The organism is Bradyrhizobium sp. JR4.3 (assembly GCF_040547695.1).
GTDB lineage: Bacteria > Pseudomonadota > Alphaproteobacteria > Rhizobiales > Xanthobacteraceae > Bradyrhizobium > Bradyrhizobium canariense.
In genome coordinates this window covers 155,022-174,168 of record NZ_JBEPQF010000015.1, presented here as the reverse complement: position 1 = coordinate 174,168, position 19,147 = coordinate 155,022, and the positions used below count along the sequence as shown (strand labels likewise).

The 19,147-nt window shown below is 61.1% G+C and carries 19 protein-coding genes and 1 pseudogene; 9 read left to right on the top strand and 11 right to left on the bottom strand.

Going from position 1 to position 19,147, the window contains the following annotated elements; genetic code table 11:
- Window positions 1-199 precede the first annotated feature (199 nt).
- The 7 genes and pseudogenes from ABIB91_RS23595 to ABIB91_RS23565 all read right to left on the bottom strand — a co-directional run bounded on the left by ABIB91_RS23595 (window position 200) and on the right by ABIB91_RS23565 (window position 8,673).
- Window positions 200-1,232 (bottom strand): annotated as a pseudogene (locus ABIB91_RS23595) (IS110 family RNA-guided transposase).
- A gap of 218 nt (window positions 1,233-1,450) precedes the next feature.
- Complete coding sequence (locus ABIB91_RS23590; RefSeq protein ID WP_354167261.1) at window positions 1,451-2,557, bottom strand: alpha/beta fold hydrolase; 1,107 nt, start codon at window positions 2,555-2,557, stop codon at window positions 1,451-1,453.
- 64 nt (window positions 2,558-2,621) lie between these two features.
- Window positions 2,622-3,839 carry an FAD binding domain-containing protein gene (locus tag ABIB91_RS23585; protein ID WP_354167259.1) on the bottom strand — a complete coding sequence of 406 codons (1,218 nt, stop codon included), beginning with the start codon at window positions 3,837-3,839 and terminating at the stop codon, window positions 2,622-2,624.
- A complete protein-coding gene (locus tag ABIB91_RS23580) occupies window positions 3,839-4,825 on the bottom strand; it encodes a Bug family tripartite tricarboxylate transporter substrate binding protein (protein WP_354213113.1) in 987 nt (328 codons plus the stop codon). Before ABIB91_RS23580 ends, ABIB91_RS23585 begins: the two co-directional genes overlap by 1 nt.
- A 717-nt stretch (window positions 4,826-5,542) precedes the next feature.
- Complete coding sequence (locus ABIB91_RS23575; protein WP_354167256.1) at window positions 5,543-6,577, bottom strand: IS110 family RNA-guided transposase; 1,035 nt, start codon at window positions 6,575-6,577, stop codon at window positions 5,543-5,545.
- Window positions 6,578-6,773: 196 nt separating this feature from the next.
- A complete protein-coding gene (locus tag ABIB91_RS23570; RefSeq protein WP_354167362.1) occupies window positions 6,774-7,667 on the bottom strand; it encodes an ABC transporter substrate-binding protein in 894 nt (297 codons plus the stop codon).
- A gap of 25 nt (window positions 7,668-7,692) precedes the next feature.
- Complete coding sequence (locus ABIB91_RS23565; protein ID WP_354167253.1) at window positions 7,693-8,673, bottom strand: Bug family tripartite tricarboxylate transporter substrate binding protein; 981 nt, start codon at window positions 8,671-8,673, stop codon at window positions 7,693-7,695.
- A 92-nt stretch (window positions 8,674-8,765) separates the two neighbouring features.
- Between ABIB91_RS23565 and ABIB91_RS23560 the strand changes: the two genes are divergently transcribed.
- Window positions 8,766-9,707: a LysR family transcriptional regulator gene (locus ABIB91_RS23560; RefSeq protein WP_354167250.1), complete on the top strand. Its 942-nt coding sequence runs from the start codon at window positions 8,766-8,768 to the stop codon at window positions 9,705-9,707.
- A gap of 262 nt (window positions 9,708-9,969) precedes the next feature.
- On the opposite strand, the gene ABIB91_RS23555 is transcribed toward ABIB91_RS23560, so the two are convergent.
- The 3 genes from ABIB91_RS23555 to ABIB91_RS23545 all read right to left on the bottom strand — a co-directional run bounded on the left by ABIB91_RS23555 (window position 9,970) and on the right by ABIB91_RS23545 (window position 11,728).
- Window positions 9,970-10,041: a hypothetical protein gene (locus ABIB91_RS23555; protein WP_354167359.1), complete on the bottom strand. Its 72-nt coding sequence runs from the start codon at window positions 10,039-10,041 to the stop codon at window positions 9,970-9,972.
- A gap of 419 nt (window positions 10,042-10,460) precedes the next feature.
- Entirely contained in the window at window positions 10,461-11,345 is an 885-nt protein-coding gene (locus ABIB91_RS23550; protein ID WP_354167247.1) for a DUF3991 and toprim domain-containing protein, read from the bottom strand.
- Window positions 11,346-11,551: 206 nt separating this feature from the next.
- On the bottom strand, window positions 11,552-11,728 hold the full coding sequence (locus tag ABIB91_RS23545) for a hypothetical protein (protein WP_354167244.1): 177 nt from the start codon (window positions 11,726-11,728) through the stop codon (window positions 11,552-11,554).
- A gap of 640 nt (window positions 11,729-12,368) precedes the next feature.
- On the opposite strand from ABIB91_RS23545, the gene ABIB91_RS23540 reads away from it, so the two are divergent.
- Window positions 12,369-12,626: a WGR domain-containing protein gene (locus ABIB91_RS23540; RefSeq protein ID WP_354167241.1), complete on the top strand. Its 258-nt coding sequence runs from the start codon at window positions 12,369-12,371 to the stop codon at window positions 12,624-12,626.
- Window positions 12,627-12,705: 79 nt separating this feature from the next.
- Here ABIB91_RS23540 and ABIB91_RS23535 read toward each other — a convergent pair whose 3' ends face one another.
- The gene (locus ABIB91_RS23535; RefSeq protein WP_354167238.1) at window positions 12,706-13,437 is read right to left on the bottom strand and encodes an autoinducer binding domain-containing protein; all 732 of its coding nucleotides are present in this window, start codon (window positions 13,435-13,437) and stop codon (window positions 12,706-12,708) included.
- Between the two features lie 425 nt (window positions 13,438-13,862).
- Here ABIB91_RS23535 and ABIB91_RS23530 point away from each other — a divergent pair, with 425 nt between their 5' ends.
- The 7 genes from ABIB91_RS23530 (at window position 13,863) to ABIB91_RS23500 (ending at window position 19,143) form a co-directional block, all read left to right on the top strand.
- The gene (locus ABIB91_RS23530) at window positions 13,863-14,498 is read left to right on the top strand and encodes an acyl-homoserine-lactone synthase (RefSeq protein ID WP_354167235.1); all 636 of its coding nucleotides are present in this window, start codon (window positions 13,863-13,865) and stop codon (window positions 14,496-14,498) included.
- Between the two features lie 39 nt (window positions 14,499-14,537).
- On the top strand, window positions 14,538-15,107 hold the full coding sequence (locus ABIB91_RS23525; protein ID WP_009859430.1) for a lysozyme family protein: 570 nt from the start codon (window positions 14,538-14,540) through the stop codon (window positions 15,105-15,107).
- Between the two features lie 78 nt (window positions 15,108-15,185).
- A complete protein-coding gene (locus ABIB91_RS23520) occupies window positions 15,186-15,482 on the top strand; it encodes a TrbC/VirB2 family protein (protein ID WP_009859429.1) in 297 nt (98 codons plus the stop codon).
- Window positions 15,482-15,820 (top strand): VirB3 family type IV secretion system protein, encoded by a 339-nt coding sequence (locus ABIB91_RS23515; protein ID WP_354167230.1) that lies wholly within the window; start codon window positions 15,482-15,484, stop codon window positions 15,818-15,820. Before ABIB91_RS23520 ends, ABIB91_RS23515 begins: the two co-directional genes overlap by 1 nt.
- On the top strand, window positions 15,813-18,179 hold the full coding sequence (locus ABIB91_RS23510) for a VirB4 family type IV secretion/conjugal transfer ATPase (RefSeq protein ID WP_354167227.1): 2,367 nt from the start codon (window positions 15,813-15,815) through the stop codon (window positions 18,177-18,179). Before ABIB91_RS23515 ends, ABIB91_RS23510 begins: the two co-directional genes overlap by 8 nt.
- 80 nt (window positions 18,180-18,259) lie before the next feature.
- Window positions 18,260-18,898, top strand: coding sequence for a TrbJ/VirB5 family protein (locus ABIB91_RS23505; RefSeq protein WP_354167224.1), 639 nt, complete (start codon window positions 18,260-18,262; stop codon window positions 18,896-18,898).
- Window positions 18,895-19,143, top strand: a complete 249-nt coding sequence (locus tag ABIB91_RS23500; protein ID WP_085398259.1) for an EexN family lipoprotein — start codon at window positions 18,895-18,897, stop codon at window positions 19,141-19,143. Before ABIB91_RS23505 ends, ABIB91_RS23500 begins: the two co-directional genes overlap by 4 nt.
- The last annotated feature ends 4 nt before the right edge of the window (window positions 19,144-19,147 follow it).

Here is a 19,147-nt window from a genome sequence, read left to right as displayed (position 1 = left end):
GCTGCCATCTGTCCGGCCTCTGATGGTGCAGCGATGAAGCCGCGGGCCCGTATGGGAGTTCGCAGACCGGAACCAAATCATAAACGCGTACTCGGTGGCACGATGAGTACACCTGGTTCTTCCGGTCTCGTCTCGCCGACTGTTGCGCCATACTCTCCTTCGACCGACTACATCTCTGACGACCTCAGGTCGGCCAGGATCACGCCTTGGCTGCGACCGGAGCCCTGTAATTCTCCTTCTTGATAAGTAGCGCCCAGACGATCCGCGCCATCTTGTTCGCGAGCGCGACTGTTACCAGCGCGCGGTTTGCGAGCCAGCATCTGTTCGAGCCACGATCCCCTTGGCGCACCGCGTTTGCTCGCCTGTTGCACGACTGCGCTGCTGCCGATGATGAGAAGGCGCCTGAGCGTGCGTTCGCCCATCTTGGATGTCGCACCGAGCTTCTGCTTGCCGCCTGTCGATCTTTGAAGAGGCGCGAGACCGAGCCATGCCGCGAAGTCACGGCCTTTGGCAAAGGTCTCGGCCGGCGGTGCTAGAGCGGCGATCGCGGTGGCGGAGATTGGGCCGATGCCGGGAACGGTCATTAGCCGGCGCGATACCTCGTCCTCGCGAGCACGTCGCGAGATCTCCTGGTCGAGATCCGCGATCTTGCCATTGAGGTCGGTCAGCAGGTCCAACATCAATCGGAACATGGCGTGGGCCGCTTTGGGAAGCGAGCTGGCCATCTCTTCCTCCTCGATCAGATCGATAAGCATCGCCACGTGCGATGGCCCCTTAGGTGCGACCCATCCATATTCAGTGAGATGTCCCCGGATCGCGTTGATGAGCTGCGTTCGCTGCCGCACTAACAGGTCACGGGTCCGAAACACCAGACCCGCAGCCTGTTCCTGTTCGCTCTTCACGGCCACGAACCGCATGCTCGGCCGCTGCGCTGCTTCGCAGATCGCCTCGGCGTCGATCGTGTCGTTCTTTTGCCGCTTCACAAACGGCTTTACATAGGCGGGAGGGATCAGCCGAACTTCGTGGCCAAGCCGAGTGAGCTGACGGGCCCAGTGATGGGCTCCGCCACATGCCTCCAGCGCTACCGTGCAACTCGGCTGGGCTGCGAAGAAATCCAGCAGCTTTCCTCGGCTGATCCGTTTGCTGAATATAGCTCGCCCTTTCCCGTCTGCTCCATGAGCGCGGAAAACCTGCTTGGCGATGTCCAGACCGATTATGCTAACCTCCGACACGGACGCCTCCCTTAAGTGGTGCTAAACACCTCCACTTTGGCACATCGATGCCGTCGGCGGGGCGTCCACCCCATCATAAAGTAAACTATCGGCGATCTCCGCTTTGCTCCGATACCGACCGCCTTTGTGCAACCGGAGCAAATGTCGCGATGGGCCACATGCCGACATCGGCGGTAGCGGGGACCTCACGGGCGCCTAACGCCAGTTCACAATTAGAGCTAATCAGAGCGCTGTCCGCTTCCGGTACGCGTCATCATTCTTCGGCCGAAGCCCGCGTCGCGAGCAACAGCCACGGCTTGGGCGCGGCTGTTGGCTCCGAGCTTCCCCAAGACCGACGAGACATGATTGCGGACGGTCTTTGCCGAGATCTTCAGCCGGAGAGAGATGTCGGCATTGCTCATACCGTGCGCAAGAAGTTCGACGATATCACGCTCCCGCGCGGTCAACTCATCGAATGACTCGGACGCCCCTTCGTGCAAGGTGCAGGGAAGGAACTGGTCCAGCTCATACACGAACTGCTTCCAGGCCGGCTCGGTGCCCAACACAATGTGATTGCGGCTCTCGAGCGCCACGAACCGTGCGTCAGGAACTAACGCCGCGACCCTGCGGGCATCATCAAAAGGCAACACCGCGCTCTGGCGGGAATGAAAGACAAGTGTCGGACAACGCAGATTCGGCAGCAGGTCCTGCATATCACTCTCGACGAGGGTGCGCAGCAATGCGACGGCGTTTGCAGCAGAGGTTGTCAAGCGTAGCAGCTCGTTGAAAGAACGAGCCTGCTCCGCAGTCGCGTCCGGAATGTGCAGAGATGTCAGGAAGGTCCCGAATCCGGGACTGTCCTGCGGCCAACCCAACTCGAACGCCTTGAGCTGTACCTGCATATTCTCGACCCGCTCAGGGGATGCCTTTGCCGTCAATGGCCCCGCCGGCGATGTGCCGTACAGCACGAGGCGACTAACACGATCAGGATTCTGCACGGCAAAGGGGAGAACGACTCGCGCGCCACCTGACATGGCCAGGAGTGCGAAATCGCGGACTCCAGACGCGCTGACAACGGCTTCAAAATCCTCAACGAGCTTCTCGAAGGTGAACTCGACACCCGCACGATCGGATAGGCCGGTCCCGCGAAAATCGTAGCGGATCAGTGTGTGCCGCTTTGCCAGCGCCGATATCCAGGGACGCCAGACCGGGCTGTCCCAATCGAAATTTAGGTGGTGGACAAAATGCGCGACCCACACCAGCGGAGGTCCGTTGCCGCATGTCCCATACGCGATGCGGGTGCCATCCCGGCTGGCGCAAAAGCGGATCTGCTGCGTTGAAGGCAACACGGGTACCCACTGGGGTGTGCGGCTTTACCACGATTGTGGCATCAAGTTACCACATCCATCACTAGACCGTCGAGGGCCACACGCCGATGCTGCCGGGTCCGTACTCCCTTAGAAGCCTATCAATCGAAGGCCGTGTGCCCCCGCCCGTGGGTTCGAGATATTTGCCCAAGAGCCGTCCGCGCGCGACAAGTTCTCTGCCCGCTTGCTTTCGGCGTCGCTCGTAAGCGTCCAACGCGCCGCCAACGTCTCCTTTGGCGAGCTCGTCTGCAAGCGCCCAGGCGTCCTGTGCAGCCTTGGTGACGCTGGTGCCGACATGCGGTCGAGCCACGAAAGCCGCGTCGCCAACGAGAACGACACGACCGAACGTCATGCACGTGGTTTCGAGGTCAAAGATTGCGGAAAGAATCGGCTGTTGATTGCTGGCGACCAACTCCGCGAGCTGAGGAGGCAGCAACCTGCGAGCGGTCAGCTTGAGTTCGGCGACGACCTCTTCTCGAATGAGCGGGGGCGGTATCGAATCTCCGTGACAATATCCCGTCGGATCGGTGCACCACTCCCGCAGCGTGGAAGCGAAGTCGGCCGGACGAAACCAGACAAACATGCATCTGCGGCCGCCACCCACATCACGATCTGCGATAGGGATGGAGAACGCCAGTTCACCGTCCGGAAGGCAGAACACCATGTCCTTGTGTGTACTGCTGCGCCATTGCGGCGAGATGCTGTTTTCCTCGACGATGCCTCGCCATGCCACATAGCCCGCATAGCGCGGGGTGACCTCAGGCACGTACTGTCGGCGCACCGTCGAACGGATACCATCCGCCCCGATCAGCAGATCAGCTTCGACGCGCGCCCCCTTTTCGAACAGGGCAACGACACTGCGCTCGTTCTGTTCGCTGCGGATGAGCGTTATTCCCCCATGGTAGGATCCGGTCGAGAAAGTCTCCTTGAGAGATTGGTAAACCCGGTCCCATGCCGTGGTCACTTCTCGCACCGGGAGTTGGCAAATCGATTCACCACTCGGGGCCAGGCAGACGTGCGAGCGCACCTCCGTCCACATTGACCTGTCGATAGGGATTCCAATCTGTCGCAGGACCATAAACAAGTCGGCTTGCGCGCCAAGTCCGGCCCCCCGTCCCGCAAGATCTCCACGTGTGCGTTCGAAAATATCGGCATGCCAGCCAATGGAACGTAGCAGGTTCGCCGTGAGCAGTCCGCTCAGGGAGCCGCCGATGACCAAGGCGCGGGGTTTGCTCATCTCAAGGGCGCTGGCCGGAGTCATCAGTTGATCTTGAGACCAGTCGTGTCGATCAGCTCTCTCCAGCGGGCGCTTTCGGCCTTGATGAAGGCGGCGGCTTCATCCGGATTACTGCCCACCGGAACCGCGGCGAGATCGGCCAGGCGTCCGGCCACGTCAGGACGCGCCAGGACTTCCCTGATCGCCGCGGAAAGCCTCGCGACGATAGCATCCGGTGTTTTCGGTGGGGCGACGATCGCAAACCATTCCTCGTGAGCAAATCCCGGCACGGCTTCGGAAATCGTCGGAACGGCAGGCTCCTGTTGCAGGCGTTCTGGCGTTGTAACCGCGAGAAGCTTGAGCTTGCCCTCCTTGATGTTGCCTGCGACGTTGCCGTAGAGGTCGATCATCATGTCGATATGACCGCCGATCAGATCATTCATCGCCGGCGCCATCCCTTGATAAGGCACATGGACCAGGCGAATGCCGGCAGCCTTCATCAATTGCTCGGTGGCGAGATGCGGCGTGCTGCCCGTTCCTGGCGATCCGAATGTGAGTTTGCCGGGATTGGCCTTGGCATAGGCAAGCAAGTCCTGGAGATTTGAGGCCGGTACCTTGGGATTGATGACGAGCACCGTCGGAAGTTTGACCATCAGGCTCACCGGCACAAACGCGTCGGGATCAAAGTTCAACCCGCTCCGAACATGACCGCTGACAACGAGCGGCCCTGGGGGCGAGGCCAGGAGCGTGTATCCGTCGGGATCTGCCCTGGCCACGGCCTCGGCACCGAGGTTCTGAGCCGCCCCGGGCCGGTTCTCGATGATGACGGCTAGGCCCCATTTCGCTGACAGCTTCTCGGCCATGATCCGAGGTATGACGTCCAACAACGGTCCCGGCGGTGCGGGTACGACGATCTTGATCGTGCGGTGGGGAAAGTGCTCGGCCGCAGCCGACCCACTGACCGCGGCGGCAGTCGTCCAAACAGCTGTGATGAGCCAAATCGCAATTGAAGAACGGGCGAGATATTTCACTGATTGCCTCCTCCAAGCAGCCATCAGGCCGCAATCAATGGAGGGATAGTCATGTCAAATTCGAAAGTTGTCATGAGGCCGATGTCCCAGGAAACCTTCGAAGCACGAACCTTAGCGTCCCGAAAATCGGGACTGAAATCGACGGTGAGGTGGGCCATCAGCAGACGAATGGCCAATCGTGTATCAGTTTTTGCTGCAGGCAGAGCACCGAGTCGGGTTCCGTACTAGAACACGCAAGCCAGCCGGAGGTAGCGAATGTGGTGGTCCATTGTGGTCGTTTTGATAGGTTCGATGCCGCTCGCCGCCAATATGGCTCGCAAGCGTGAAAGATCACACAAGGTTTGGTTCTGTATGGCCTCCCTGGTAGGACCCTTGGCGCCATTGATTGAACCGCTGCAGCGATTGGCCGCTGCATCATTCGGTCTCGAGATGGCTACGTTGGAACTAGGCCGTGTACTCATCTGTGGACGCCCCGCGAGATGCAAGCGATTTTTGAAGAAGATCGGCACGTAGTCGGATGCTGCCATCTGTCCGGCCTCTGATGGTGCAGCGATGAAGCTGCGGGCCCGTATGGGAGTTCGCGGACCGAAACCAAATCATAAACGCGTGCTCTGGGCACGATGAGTACACCTGGTTCTTCCGGCCCCGTCTCGCCGACTGTTGCGCCATACCCTCCTTCGACCGACTACATCTCTGACGACCTCAGGCCCCCCAAGATCAAGTCTTGGCTGAGACCGGAGCCCTGTAGTTTTCGCGCTTTACAAGTAATGCCCAGACGATCCGGGCCATCTTGTTCGCAAGTGCGACCGTTATCAGCATGCGAGGTTTGCGGGTCAACATCTGTTCGAGCCAGGAACCCTTTGGCGCTCCGCGTTTGCTCGCCTGTTGCACAACGGCGCTGCTGCCGATGATGAGGAGGCGCCTGAGCGTTCGCTCCCCCATCTTGGACGTCGCGCCAAGCCTCTGTTTGCCACCCGTCGATTTTTGAAGAGGCGTGAGACCCAACCAGGCGGCAAAGTCGCGCCCCTTGGTGAAAGTCTCGATCGGCGGCGCTAGGGCGGCGATCGCGGTGGCGGAGATCGGGCCGACGCCAGGAATGGTCATCAGTCTGCGCGATACCTCGTCTTCGCGAGCGCGTCGCGTGATCTCCTTGTCGAGATCCGCGATCTTGCCATTCAACTCGGCGAGAAGGTCTAGCATCACTCGGAACATGGGACGGGCCGCATCGGGAAGGGAGCTGGCCATCGCTTCTTCCTCGATCAGGTCGGCAAGCGTCGCCACATGCGATGGCCCCTTGGGCGCTATCCAACCATATTCCGTGAGGTGTCCTCGGACCGCGTTGATGAGCTGGGTTCGCTGCCGCACCAACAGGTCCCGGGTTCGAAACACCAGACCCGCAGCCTGCTGCTCTTCACTCTTCACGGCAACGAACCGCATGTTCGGCCGCTGCGCAGCTTCGCAGATCGCCTCAGCATCGATTGCATCATTCTTTTGCCGCTTTACAAACGGCTTCACATAGGCGGGCGGGATCAGCCGAACCTGATGGCCAAGCTGCGTAAGCTGCCGGGCCCAGTGATGGGCTCCGCCACATGCCTCTAAAGCTACCGTGCAACTCGGCTGAGCTGCGAAGAAATCCAAGAGCTTTCCTCGGCTGATCCGTTTGCTGAATACAGCCTGTCCTTTCCCGTCCGCTCCATGTGCGTGGAAAACATGCTTGGCGATATCGAGACCGATTGTGCTAACCTGCATCACGGACGCCTCCCTAAAGTGGTGCTAAACACCTCCACTTTGGCACATCGATGCCGTCGGCGGGGCGTCCACCCCATCATAAAACCGGGCGCGTGATCGAACGAAAAGGAACCGCGTTGCCTCTATACGAACCGTGTTCGCGCAGCAGCGCAATGTGCCACTAAGGACCTTGGGACTGCACGGACCCTTAGCCTACAGGCTACTGAATTACTCGACGCGCGCGCCGCAAAACTTCGGGCGGTATCGTTAGCCCCAGGCGGCGCGCAGTACGTATGTTCACGACAAGGTCTGGGTCGCACAGGGTCTCGATCGGCAGGTCGGTTGCAGCATCGCCGTCAAGGAGCCGGCTGGCTTGCCACGCCATGCGGTGAGCAGCTTGCCCGAGCGAGGTTCCGTAGCTCAGAAGGCCGCCCGCTTCAGCCTGCTCCAGCGCCATTAGGGCGGGTAGATTCTGCGACAGAGCGCGCTCGGCAATCTGCGCGGCGTTCACGCCGATGATCGGGTTTTCCAGCGCAACAAGCGCCTGCGTACCATCTTCCTGCATCTCGGCGAAAGCCATCTGCAGATCGGGCTCAGGCCCGACGACACGCACGATGATCGCATGGAGACCGGCCTCCTGCGCGGCGAGCATGCTGGCGCTGCGAAGACAATCGGAGACGGCGGCATCGGCCAGATAGGCGATCCTCGTAAGATCCGGCTTGACCGAGCGCAGCAGCGCGATCTGAGCTGCCGCTTGGCCGTCGTCAAACGTCGTGACGCCGGTCATGTTCGGTAGGGGATCGCCCGAAAGACTCGCAAGGTCATCACCGGCCGGCTCGACGACCACCGAATAGACAATCGGAATCTCAGCCGAGGCCGCTCTCGCTGCGCGCGCGGTCACCGCACCGACCGCCGCAATCAGATCGACGCGGAGGCGAGCCATGTCCTGCGCAAATCCGGCGAGTCTTGTCGCATCACCATGAGCGATCCGTTCGTGGAACACGACGTTTTCGCCCTCGGCTAGGCCGTGCTCCCGCATGCCATCCTTAAATCGTGCGACAGGTGGAGCCCCACCCGCTGCCATGATACCCACAACATGCCCACGGTCGCGCATCACGCTAATCCTTCGGTTGATCGTGTCAGTTTGTCTTAATGCCTGCCTCGCGGACGACCTTGGACCATTTCAGGCTTTCGGCACGAAACAACGCCGCGGATTCCTCCGGCGTGGTACCGACCACCGTGAACCCGAGCGCTGCCGTTTTCTCCTTGATGTCGGGGAGAGCCATGGCTTGAATGATCTCTCGGTTCAGTAGCGCGATGATCTCCTTTGGCGTCCCGGCCGGAACGACAAACGCAAACCAACCCTCGCCTTGAATCTCCGGGTATCCGGCTTCGGCCGTGTCCGGCACCTCGGGTAGCGCCGGCGATCGCATCTTGCTGGTGACGGCGAGCGCACGCAGCTTTCCTTCACGGATTTGCGGTACTGCGGGCGGTAATGACGTGAACGCGATCGGAGTGTGACCCGCCAGCGTCGAGCCGACCGCCTGGCCCGCGCTGTTGAAGGGGACATGCACAAGGTCGAGCCCCAAGGACAGCCGAAATAGCTCGCCGATGAGATGTGGCGGCGTGCCCGTGCCGGGTGAAGCAAAGCTGTATTTTGTTCCGCCCGCCATGATAAGCACGACCAACTCGCTCAGAGTCCTGGCCGCGAGCGAAGGATGAATTGTCACCACCGTGGGCGCACTCACTGCCACCGTCACTGGCTCAAAATCCTTGTAGGGGTCGTACGGCACGTTGTCGTACATCGCCGGATTGATGACGATGTTCGGCGGCACGACGAGAACGGTGTAACCGTCGGCCACGGCTCTCGCGCCTTGACCCATTCCGATATTGCCGCCGGCGCCGCCGACATTCTCTACGTAAAACTGGACTCTGAGCTGCTCGGACAGCTTCTGAGCGGCAAGGCGGGCAAGGATGTCGGCTGGGCCAGCAGGCGCATACGGCACCAGCAGACGCACCGGCCGCAACGGATAGGTGCCCGCAAGCGCGAAGGACGACAACGCGGGTGCGATGATGGAGCCCGCCGCCAGTTGCAAAAATTTCCGGCGCAACAGCGTCATGACCATCTCCTCAGTCGGACAGAAGGCTGTCTATCGCTTGTGCGGCAGTTGAGGTATTATATGGATCTGGCACAAATCATATTGAAAAGGATATGGCAGTGGAGCTACGGCATCTCAGACACTTCGTCGCCGTCGCCGAAGAGGGGCATATTACCCGGGCAGCCGAGCGGCTGGGCATGCAGCAGCCGCCACTTAGCCAACGGATCAAGGCGATCGAAACCGAGCTCGACGTCCAGCTTTTTCGGCGCAAGGCGCGCGGGGTCGAATTGACGGAAGCAGGGCGGGTTTTCCTCGATCGGGCGCGTGCGACGCTTGCGCAATACGACGGCGCGTTCGAAGCCACCCGCAGTGCGGCGCGGGGCGAGCAGGGCCGCCTCTGCGTGGGGATCGTGCCGACCACCCCGTTTCATCCCTTCGTGCCGGTCGTCATTCGGGCGTTTCGCGCAGCTTTTCCGCAGGTCTCGCTGACGCTCGACGAGTGTCTCGGGAAGGAGGCGCTCGAACGCCTGCGGGACGAACAGATGGACGTTGCCTTTTTGCGCGCACCCGTCGAACCACAGAGCCTCGTCGTCAATCCATTGCTGGTAGAACCGATGGTGGTGGCGTTGCCGAGCGACCACGCGCTGGCGCGGAGCGACCGCGGTGGCGGGACTCTTTCATTGAAGGACCTCGCCAACGAAACATTCATCGTCTACGCGCGTCAGCTCGGGCCCGCGTTTTATGAGTCGACGATGGTGGCCTGCCTCAAGGCGGGGTTCAGCCCGCGGCTTGGCCAGGAAGCGGCCCGAATTGCGTCGGCCCTAAGTTTGGTTGCCGTCGGGCTCGGGATTTCGCTGGTTCCTGCATGCATGCAGCGTATGACGATGGATGGCATCGCGTACCGGCGTCTCAAAGGTAACGCTCAACCGAAAGCCGTCCTGAACCTCGCATCGCGCCGCGGCGAACCGTCGCCGGTGGTCCGCAACTTCGTGAGCCTGGTGCGTCGAGCCGCACGAAACTATCACAGCGAGGCTGAGAAGATCGGCACAACCTAGAGGTCCGGGTTGGGTCATTTTCGACGGCTGCACCGGCAGCTTGGCCGCGATCTCCGCCTCGGTGAGGTCGTCGAGAAGCTTCAGGATGGTGCCGCGCTGGCCCGTGTAGACGAGCACGGTGCGGCGAGCGCGCATGGTCGTGGGCCAGCGCTCGCTGGCATAGCCGCGATAGTCCTCATGCGTGCTCGACCACATGTGCTCGAGCCGCTCGTCGCGCGTCATGGCGCGGACCGCCGCGATTCGCGCTCGATGATCGCCGCCTTCATCCGCTCCGGCGACCCCCGGTCTCGAACCACTCACCGGCGAAGAGATGCTGGCCTACATCTTCGGCCATAGCGGGGTCACCACGATGGCGGTTGAATAAGCGGTGCATTCGTGGCGCGCGCAACGCCTTCGAAAACTTTGCGGATGTTGGGGGAGGTGTGCATGGGCGGCTCCTCTTGGCCTGATCGGACTGACAGCGCGAGCGATCCGCCTGATCCCTCCGTCACTTCAGTCCTTCATCACACCTGCTCGCCGTCCGCATCGAAGGCCCGGTGGGTCAAGGGCCGCGGAACGCGGGCGAAGCTTCACCCTTGACGCGCCGGGCGCGCATGCGGTAGCGCCTCATTCCCATTTCATTTTTCCTCCCCCATCGTTCGATCTCCTTTTCCTTCGCTCACGACCGAGGGATCTGAGATCTATTCATGCGGAGGCCTTGGCGCGGCGCCACCACTCAGCTTGCGCGTCGCCCTCGCGAGCTATCAGAGGCCGTCAGGCCCTTAAATCCTCATTCCAGTCACCGGCGCACGGCCGCAATCGGGCATAGCGCGCACTTGTATCCGCGGCGATTGCACGAACGCGGTCGGCGTAGATGTCGCCTTGCCGATTGTTGTCGGTTGCTGCTACGAGCCAAGCGTTGGCGCGCTTTGCCAAGCCGCGGATGGCTTTATCAGTCGCGGGAGACCAGCCGCCTCCGGTGCTGACATAAAGGGTGTCGGTGCGCAGGACCTCGATCGCGGCGAGGCTCATCGCGTCGATGGCCGCCTCGGTGACGCAGATCCGCTCGGACTCCTCGGACCCGAAGCGAAAAAGCTCCTTGGCGCTTTCCGTAGCGAAGCCCCGCCATGTCGGTCCACGTTCCTCCCAGCCTGTGAGTGCTCCAGCAGAATCACTATGCGCCGCCCACATGCTGCCTTGGGGACCCTCTCGCAACCGGTCGCGCGCGACTGCGTGCTTCACGATGTCCGCCGGAAGCCCGCGTTCGCCAGTGAGATAGCGCCAGGCAGGCGAGCCGGGGCGCGGACGAAAGCGATGTCTCCACCGCTCTACAACGGACGCAAGGGCCTTGAGCCTTGCCGGCCGCTGCCACGTAGGTGCGCTCGGAACGAAGCCAACCACATCTGCAACACGGTCACATGCCTCGACGAAACCGTGGGCGCCGAGGTGTTCGGCAAGCGAAAACACGTCCCCTTTTGCCGGCGACAGGGGATCGAACCAGCCGCGGCCCTGGTGGATGACAATGATGATGTTGGTGTCGCGGCGATACTTGATCGCACGGCGGGTACTTTCCTTGAGATCGACCTTCCAGCCGTCTTTCTCCAGCAGGGCTGCGCAGCCAACGTTTTCGCGCAGCTCTTCGATTTCTCTCTTGTCCATTGTTTGCACCGGCGTCGCGCACACGGCGTCCGGCCCCTTCTTCTGTTGGTCTCACTTGTTCCCGGCCTTGCGGCACATCCCCGACCGGCCGCGAAGCCTGCCGAATGCAAGGGCGCGCGTACAAGCTGACGAATTTGTCAGATAGCTGGGCGCGGCGTAGCTTCCCTTGCAGCCGGCATGGCGTCAGCGGCAGCCGGTCACCCGGCTCAATGAGCCGGGCACCAGGGGTCGTATTCATGGACCATGGCGTCCTGGTCGCCCTCGTATTCGCTGGAGACCATCACACTGAATTCGCTCTCAGTCTTGAAAAGGATGACCGGCACCATCAGCGTGCGGGCCAGATCGAAGGCGTGGTTCTGAGCGAGGGTGAGATTGTGCGACATCAAGGGCTTCCGTCTTGCGGCGGGGACCATCCCCGCTCGACAGGCGCCGACGTGTTCGGGGGCGGCTGCGGTCACCTCGTAGGCGAAGCCGGAGAGGTCGCACGCTTGCGTAGCGAACCCCTTGTGGGTCGATCGTGGAAGGCCGTGCCAGAACCAAGGAAAGCCCATTAGCGAGCGGGGTTGGTCCATCACCGAAAAGCATGGCGAGCCAGGGCGCACATCTTTCGTCCAGTGGATGAAGTCTTGGTCTGATTGACAGCGAGAACAGCCGCTGTCCTTTCCGGAGGCAAAGTGATTTGCCCACCGGGAGGTTGCTCCGCGAAAGGTCCGACGCGAATATGCGGGAGCTTTCGATGACTCAGCAGCTGTCTTGTTCGGGACTCGGGCCGTTTCGCGTCAGGGATGGCAGCCCGTAAGGGGGAAGACCGCTCGGGGGGCTTCAGCGCAGCCTCCAGCCCGGCCCGCAGGGCGACGCCCACTTTGTTCGCAGTCAGAGGCGCACAACACCCTATAGTTTCGGACACCGTTCGTTGAGCACCCTCAATGGCTTTCGTCACCGGTATTAACATTCTGAATCGATAGGCCTGATCGATTCGATAACTTAATTGGACGACGGTTTCGACAGGTGCGATTCTTGCGCATGTCCAAACTCACGGTGCCATACCTCGTGCTCCAACGTTGCGATCCGGCCCGCAATATGGCCAGGTTCTATGTCCTCACGATCGAACCGACTCTGTTCGGTGATACGGCATTGGTGCGCGAATGGGGACGTCTGGGCCAACGCGGCCGCCGGCGGATGGATCTGTTTGCCGGGAGGGTCCAGGCCGTCGAAGCACTCGAGGCTTGGCTCGTCCGCAAAGCACGCCGTGGTTATGTACCAAAGAATCCCGCGCCCTGAGTGCAGCGGCCCAGTATTCCCACCTGATTGAACCGTCGATCTTCGGAACTTCTTGCAAGCCGGACGGCTATTCTGCGCATTACGGGAGCAATCCCTGCCGAAGCGCGAGAGCCACAGCGTGCGGGAGGGTTAATGCAGCAAGATTCCGCCGGGCATTATCCAAATGAAATTTTACACCCCGCGGGCGAACACCGAGGAGCTGCGCAATATCCTGCATCGTCTTGCCCTCGGAGATCCACCCCAAGCATTGCCTTTCACGCTGGGTCAAGGTGCAGACCTGCTGAGCATACCGAGGCGTCTGTCCAATTCCGGCAGCGCTCACATGAGCATGGTAGGTGAGCCCCACCATTTGCAACATATCTTGCGAGCTCTCGACGAAGCGATCGAGTCCAAGGCTGCGCTCATCCACCGCCAGCGTGAACGCCGCGAACCGATTTTGGCTTGAGGGAATGCGAATGGTCAGGCCGGTCCTGATTTTGAAGCTGAGCGCATCATCGAACAGGCGGCGCTCTTTCGCCGACTTTGCGCTTCGCGCCTCACGTCCATCCCACAGGAACACACGGCTCGTGTTTCGTGGCTCCTGAAGAACGGGATCGATGTTGTGATAGCCTTCCCTAAAATAGTGGCTGGTCCAGCTCTTCGGATAGGATGAGATCAGAATGGGGCCATTGGCGCGCTGACCAAAATAGGCAAACCACCGGAATCCCAGGGCATGCGCAGCTCGTTCCGCAACACGCCGAAAATCATCTTCCGTATGGGCAGCGTGCAGACAATCGACAAATTCATCGCATGCTCTTTTGACGTCTTTCATTGCGCCACTTCAGTCTTTTCTTAGTTCCCACAACGCGAAACTTCTGATGATTCGCGCTCCACGTGCAGACATTTATTGCGACGTTGCGGCAGCTTTGCGGCACGAACAATTCGATATCGCCCCTTTCAAACCTACAGCAGCAACGCGCACATACGACGGAGGAGAACAACCTCTGACTGCAGCCACTTAAAACAAAATATTCTCTCCACGTGGTGGAGGCTAAGGAATTTCATTCCCTGCGCTGTCAGACCTGCGCATCACGGAACTTATACAGTTTCCAAAGTGCGCGCGCGGATAGCCGTGCCTTGCGAATACGGTCGTGACCCAGCAGATCCATAACGCCCTGTCAGAACTGACAGCGCAACGTCGTGACCGTGGCTGCTTTCCTGATCTCGAAGCTGTGATTCGTAAGTTTGAGGTTAAGAATGAAGGTCATTGTGCGTAGCCGTGCGGCACTCCTGCGCGACTCCGAACTAACGCTAGGAATGCACCGCCTGCGTGGGCGTGTGTTCAAGGAACGGCTCGACTGGGACGTCTCTGTCTGCAACGGATTGGAGATCGATCAGTACGACACCTTCAAGCCAACTTATCTCCTCGCACTCGAGCAGAACGACGTTGTTGGTTGTGTTCGTCTGCTGCCCACCACAGGGCGCAACATGCTCGCGGATACGTTTCCGGTGTTGCTGGATGGCAACCCGGCGCCGAAGGCGACCACGATTTGGGAGAGCTCGCGCTTTTGCGTTGATACAAAGACCGTCGCGGCAACAGCAGAGAATGGTCTGCGCAAAGCGACGTTCCTGTTGTTTGCGGCCATGATCGAATGGGGTCAGCAGCACAATCTTCAGGCCATCGCAACCGTCACTGACCTGCGCATGGAACGCATCCTGCGTCGGGCCGGATGGCATCTCGATCGCCTCGGCACGCCTCGTCAAATCGGGGCGACCAAAGCCGTCGCCGGATTGTTGCCGATTACCGAGGAGGCTCTCGGCGCGATCCGAGCGGCCGGGCAGATCTCAAGCTGCGCAATTGACGCGCCATCAAGCCTGGCGATCGCCGCCTAGCATCGAACATCTCAGCTGCTGACAGAAAGGCTCTCAACCATGGATCCAGCTGCATTCGCGGCTCTGGTCGAACGATGCGCCCCCACGGCAATGGCTCGGCCGCTGACGGAACTCGTCCGGCAGGCGAGCTCCTTCGAGCCGCTGCTCATCACGATTCAGGGGCGCAAGCCGATTCCGATTCAGGCAACCGACCGGGACGAAGCCATCCAGCTCGCAACCGAGGCCATCGCGACCGGTCAGCAGGTCCGAACGGGTCTCGGTCAACTTGATGCGGAGGAAACACGAAAGGCCGGGCTGACCGCTAGTACCACCTTCGATGCGTGTCAGCACATTGCCGGGCTTGGCAGATTATTCGACGCGCGACTGCAAGCGGCGAGCGTAAAACGCGCAGACCGCGACCAGGCAATTGCCGAAGTCATCGCGAGCTTCGCGCCCAAGGCTTCCGGTCAGCTCTCGGAGCCTCGTGTCGAGCCGATGGCGACCACCGGTCGTGATCGCCCCACCGGCGATACGATAGTCAATCCACCCGCAGGGTCTGCCAGCGAGCGCCGGCCCTGGGACGTCTATCGCTCGGGAATAGGCACGTCAGCCTTTGTTTACGAACGATGAGGATCGCCGTTTTTTCTCAACTCACTGCCGCGGTCCGGGCTGCTGGGGTCCGGCTGCAGTGCCAATCGGAGCCGTGCCATGACTTCTCCTGTTAAACACTCCGCTGCCCTCCTTTGCTTGGGCGCCGTTCTCAGCGTCGCCTTGGTTGAGCCGGCGTTCGCGCAGACGGCGAACATCGAAGGCGTGCTGCAAAACATCGTCAACATGCTGACCGGCAACGTCGCCCGCCTGCTGGCGACGCTAGCGGTCATTATCGTGGGCATCGCCTGGATGTTCGGGTATCTCGATCTGCGCAAGGCGGCCTATGTCGTGCTCGGCGTCGCCATCACGTTCGGCGCCTCCGAGGTGGTCTCGACCTTGACCGGGGGCCACTGATGATCGAGGTCGCGCGCCTCACGGAGGATACCTTGTTCCTGGCCTGCACGCGTCCGGCCATGATTGCCGGCGTCACCATGGAAGCCATGGCGTTCAACGTAATGTTTTCCTGCATCCTGTTTCTGGTGGCTGGCAGCATTCTCTACGGCTTGGTCGCGATTCCGATCCATGGTCTTTGCCGCATCATCTGCCGGCACGACCCAAACATGTTCCGGATTCTGCTGGCCTGGATCGAAACGCGAGGGCGCACGCGCAACGCGGCATTTTGGGGCGGATCGTCCTGCACGCCGCTCAAGCTCGTTCGGCGTTATCGAACAAGAGATCTTGGCTATGCGTAACGCAGCACTTAAGACCCGAGAGATCGGGCCTGACGCCTACCTGCCGTTCGGCCGCCATGTCACCGATATGGTGATCAGTCTCACGACCCGAGCGCTAATCACGGTGATCAGGCTTGACGGCACTTCGTTCGAAACCGCCGAGACGGCGGATCTGAACGACCTTCACGCCAAGCTGAACCTCACGCTGCGCAACGTGGCGGATCCACGGCTGGCGCTATGCACCCATCTGGTGCGCCGTCGAACGTCGGACTACCCGGCCGGTACGTTCCGCTCGACATTTGCAGCCACGCTCGACGCGCAATATCGCAACCGGCTCCGCAACGAAGCGCTCTTTCGCAACGATCTCTATCTGACGCTGGTTTGGCATCCCGGCCGCGCCACCACGGACGTGGCCGCGGTGTTCTTCAAGCAGCTTGGCCGACGCGCTGCGCAATCCGCCGAAGTCGACAGCGATGCCTTGAAGCGGCTTGAGGATGCGAGGCGCGACTTGGTCGCGGCCCTCGAACGTTACGGTGCCCATACCCTTGGATTGGTTGAGCGCAACGGCGTCCTCTTTTCAGAACCGATGGAACTGCTCCACGCCATCACAAGCGGGGAGTGGCTGCCGGTCCCGTTGCCACAAGGGCCGATCGGGCCGGCCCTCTACTCTAATCGTGTCATCTTCGGCCGCGAAGCCATCGAAATCCGGGGTGCCGGCGGATCGCGCTTCGCTGGCATGTTCGGGATCAAGGAATATCCGGCGTCCACCCGGCCTGGGCTGCTGAATGCACTGCTTTCCGCGCCCTTCGAGATCATCCTCACGCAATCTTTTGCGTTTCTCTCAAAAGCCGACGCCAAGACCGTCCTGACGCGCAAGCAGAACCAGCTGGTGTCGGCGCAAGATCCGGCGGCCTCGCAGATCGACGAACTCGCTGACGCGCTCGACGATCTCGAATCCAATAGATTCGCGCTCGGCGATCACCACCTCTCGCTGCTGATCTATGCGGAGACGCCTTCCCAGCTACAGGAATATATGAGCGTGGCGCGGCGCGCACTGGCCGATGCCGGTAGCGTGGTCGCGCGCGAAGATCTTGGACTTGAAGCGGCTTATTGGGCGCAGCTGCCCGGCATGTTCAAGTATCGGGCACGAACTGGGGCGATCAGCTCCCGCAATTTTGCGGCCTTTTCCCCGTTCCACACCTACCCCACCGGGAGGGCTGCGGGCAACCATTGGGGTCCGGCGGTTGCGATGCTCAAAACAGCCTCCGGCTCGCCGTTCTACTTCTCGTTCCATCACGGCGACCTCGGCAACACCTTCATCTGCGGCCCGTCCGGGTCCGGCAAGACCGTCGTGCAGAACTTCCTTCTGTCGCAGGCCGAGCGGCTTGGCGCCACTTACGTCTTCTTCGACAAGGACCGTGGCGCGGAACTTTTCGTCCGCGCTGCCGGCGGGACCTATCTGACGCTCCACAACGGCCTTGCGACCGGCTGCGCACCGCTCAAGGCGCTGGAGCTGACGCCAGCGAACCTGTCTTTCCTCGGCGCACTTGTCCGGAAACTCGTCACACCGGAAAACCGGCCGCTGACGGTGACCGAGGAGGAACGGATCGATTCCGGGTTAAGAGCTCTTGGTCAATTGCGGCAGGTAGAACGCTCGTTCGGGGCGCTGCGGGCCTTTCTCGGCCAGCAAGATCGGGAAGGGATCGGCGCACGGTTGGAGCGATGGTGCCGGGGTGCTCCCTACGGCTGGGTGCTCGATGGTGACCAGGATGCCGTCGCCTTAGAGGCCCGGTTCATGGGCTTCGACATGACCGACCTCCTGGATCATCCGACCGTTCGCACGCCCTTGATGATGTATCTGTTCCACCGGGTCGAGCGGTTGATCGACGGCCGGCGCCTCATCATCGACATCGACGAGTTCTGGAAGGCGCTCGGCGATGAGGCATTTCGGGATCTCGCCAACAACAAACTGAAAACTATCCGCAAGCAGAACGGCGTCATGGTGTTCGGCACGCAGTCGCCACGCGACGCGCTGGCCTCGCCGATCGCGCACACGATTGTGGAGCAATGCCCGACGCAGATATTCCTGCCGAACGCGCGTGGGACGCGCTCGGACTACATCGACGGCTTCCATCTGACGGACACTGAATTCCGCCTGATCAAGGAGGAGCTCGCGCCCGAAAGCCGGCGGTTCCTGGTCAAGCAGGGCCACAACTCGGTCGTGGCGGAACTTGATCTCGGCGGTTTCGACGACGCCCTTGCCGTGCTGTCAGGGCGCACGGAAACGGTCGAACTGCTCGATCGCATTCGCAGCGAGGTCGGCAACGATCCGGCCCAATGGCTGCCGGTATTTCACGCGGAGCGGAGGAAAGTTCGATGATGGTTCAGCGCATGTCGGGGATGTTTGCCTCCGCGTCAGTCGCAGCCCTCCTGATCGCGTCTCCGGCAGCAGCCGAGATTGTGTTCGACCCCAACGTCTTCGCGCGGCAATTCGAGCAACTGACGGAGCTGAAGAAGCAGGTCGATACCCTGACGTCGCAGCTCAAGGTGGCGCAGGATCAATTGAACCAGGCCAAGCAGCTCTATGACAGCTTCAACAAGCTGACCAACGCCAACGAGATCGGGGCGCTCTTGAACACACCGCAGTTCCGGAAAACGCTGCCCCAACAGTTCTCAGAGATCGAACGTCTCGTCGTGGGGCAGGGCGGCGGCAACTTCGCCGACGCGATCGACCACTACCTGACGCAGAACCGCGCATATGCCGGCAATAGCGGCAATTCGTATTACCAGAGCGAGCTCGACCGGATCGCGCGGCAGACCGGCGCCAAGCACTCCATGGGCCAGGCAATCTACGACACTGCCTCGCAGCGTATCGATGCGCTCGAGGAACTCAGAACTCGCATCAGCACTGCGACCGACGTCAAGGAGACACTGGACTTGTCTGCCCGGCTGCAGGCTGAACAGGCGCTGCTGCAGAACGATGTGCTCCGAATGCAGGGCCTCGCGATGATCCAGCAGGCCCGCACGGACATGGACGGGCAGCGGGAGCGGGAGAGACGGCGACAACTCATCGATGAAATGAAGGCGGCCCTGCAATGAGGATGAGGCTTGCCATTGTTCTCCTCAACGTCGCCGCGGCAGCTCTTACGGGCTGCAACGACGCCAATGAGGGTGAGCATGTCAAAACTGTCGGTTGGTTTCTGGATCATCGGGATGAACTTGCGATGGCCCTCAAGGCGTGCCGCGACAATCCGGGCGAGCGCGGGAAGACTCCCGACTGCATCAACGCCAATGAAGCCCGCAAGAAGGCCTTCGTCAAAGAGATGAAGGACGCCATCAAGTAAGGAC

Coding starts and splice junctions, on each gene's coding strand:
- ABIB91_RS23540 (WP_354167241.1), top strand. CDS start 12,369: ATGTCCAAACTCACGGTGCCATACCTCGTGCTCCAACGTTGCGATCCG.
- ABIB91_RS23515 (WP_354167230.1), top strand. CDS start 15,482: ATGATCGAGGTCGCGCGCCTCACGGAGGATACCTTGTTCCTGGCCTGC.
- ABIB91_RS23560 (WP_354167250.1), top strand. CDS start 8,766: ATGGCAGTGGAGCTACGGCATCTCAGACACTTCGTCGCCGTCGCCGAA.
- ABIB91_RS23535 (WP_354167238.1), bottom strand. CDS start 13,437: ATGAAAGACGTCAAAAGAGCATGCGATGAATTTGTCGATTGTCTGCAC.
- ABIB91_RS23530 (WP_354167235.1), top strand. CDS start 13,863: ATGAAGGTCATTGTGCGTAGCCGTGCGGCACTCCTGCGCGACTCCGAA.
- ABIB91_RS23510 (WP_354167227.1), top strand. CDS start 15,813: ATGCGTAACGCAGCACTTAAGACCCGAGAGATCGGGCCTGACGCCTAC.
- ABIB91_RS23525 (WP_009859430.1), top strand. CDS start 14,538: ATGGATCCAGCTGCATTCGCGGCTCTGGTCGAACGATGCGCCCCCACG.
- ABIB91_RS23550 (WP_354167247.1), bottom strand. CDS start 11,345: ATGGACAAGAGAGAAATCGAAGAGCTGCGCGAAAACGTTGGCTGCGCA.
- ABIB91_RS23545 (WP_354167244.1), bottom strand. CDS start 11,728: ATGTCGCACAATCTCACCCTCGCTCAGAACCACGCCTTCGATCTGGCC.
- ABIB91_RS23570 (WP_354167362.1), bottom strand. CDS start 7,667: ATGCGCGACCGTGGGCATGTTGTGGGTATCATGGCAGCGGGTGGGGCT.
- ABIB91_RS23520 (WP_009859429.1), top strand. CDS start 15,186: ATGACTTCTCCTGTTAAACACTCCGCTGCCCTCCTTTGCTTGGGCGCC.
- ABIB91_RS23585 (WP_354167259.1), bottom strand. CDS start 3,839: ATGACTCCGGCCAGCGCCCTTGAGATGAGCAAACCCCGCGCCTTGGTC.
- ABIB91_RS23500 (WP_085398259.1), top strand. CDS start 18,895: ATGAGGATGAGGCTTGCCATTGTTCTCCTCAACGTCGCCGCGGCAGCT.
- ABIB91_RS23565 (WP_354167253.1), bottom strand. CDS start 8,673: ATGACGCTGTTGCGCCGGAAATTTTTGCAACTGGCGGCGGGCTCCATC.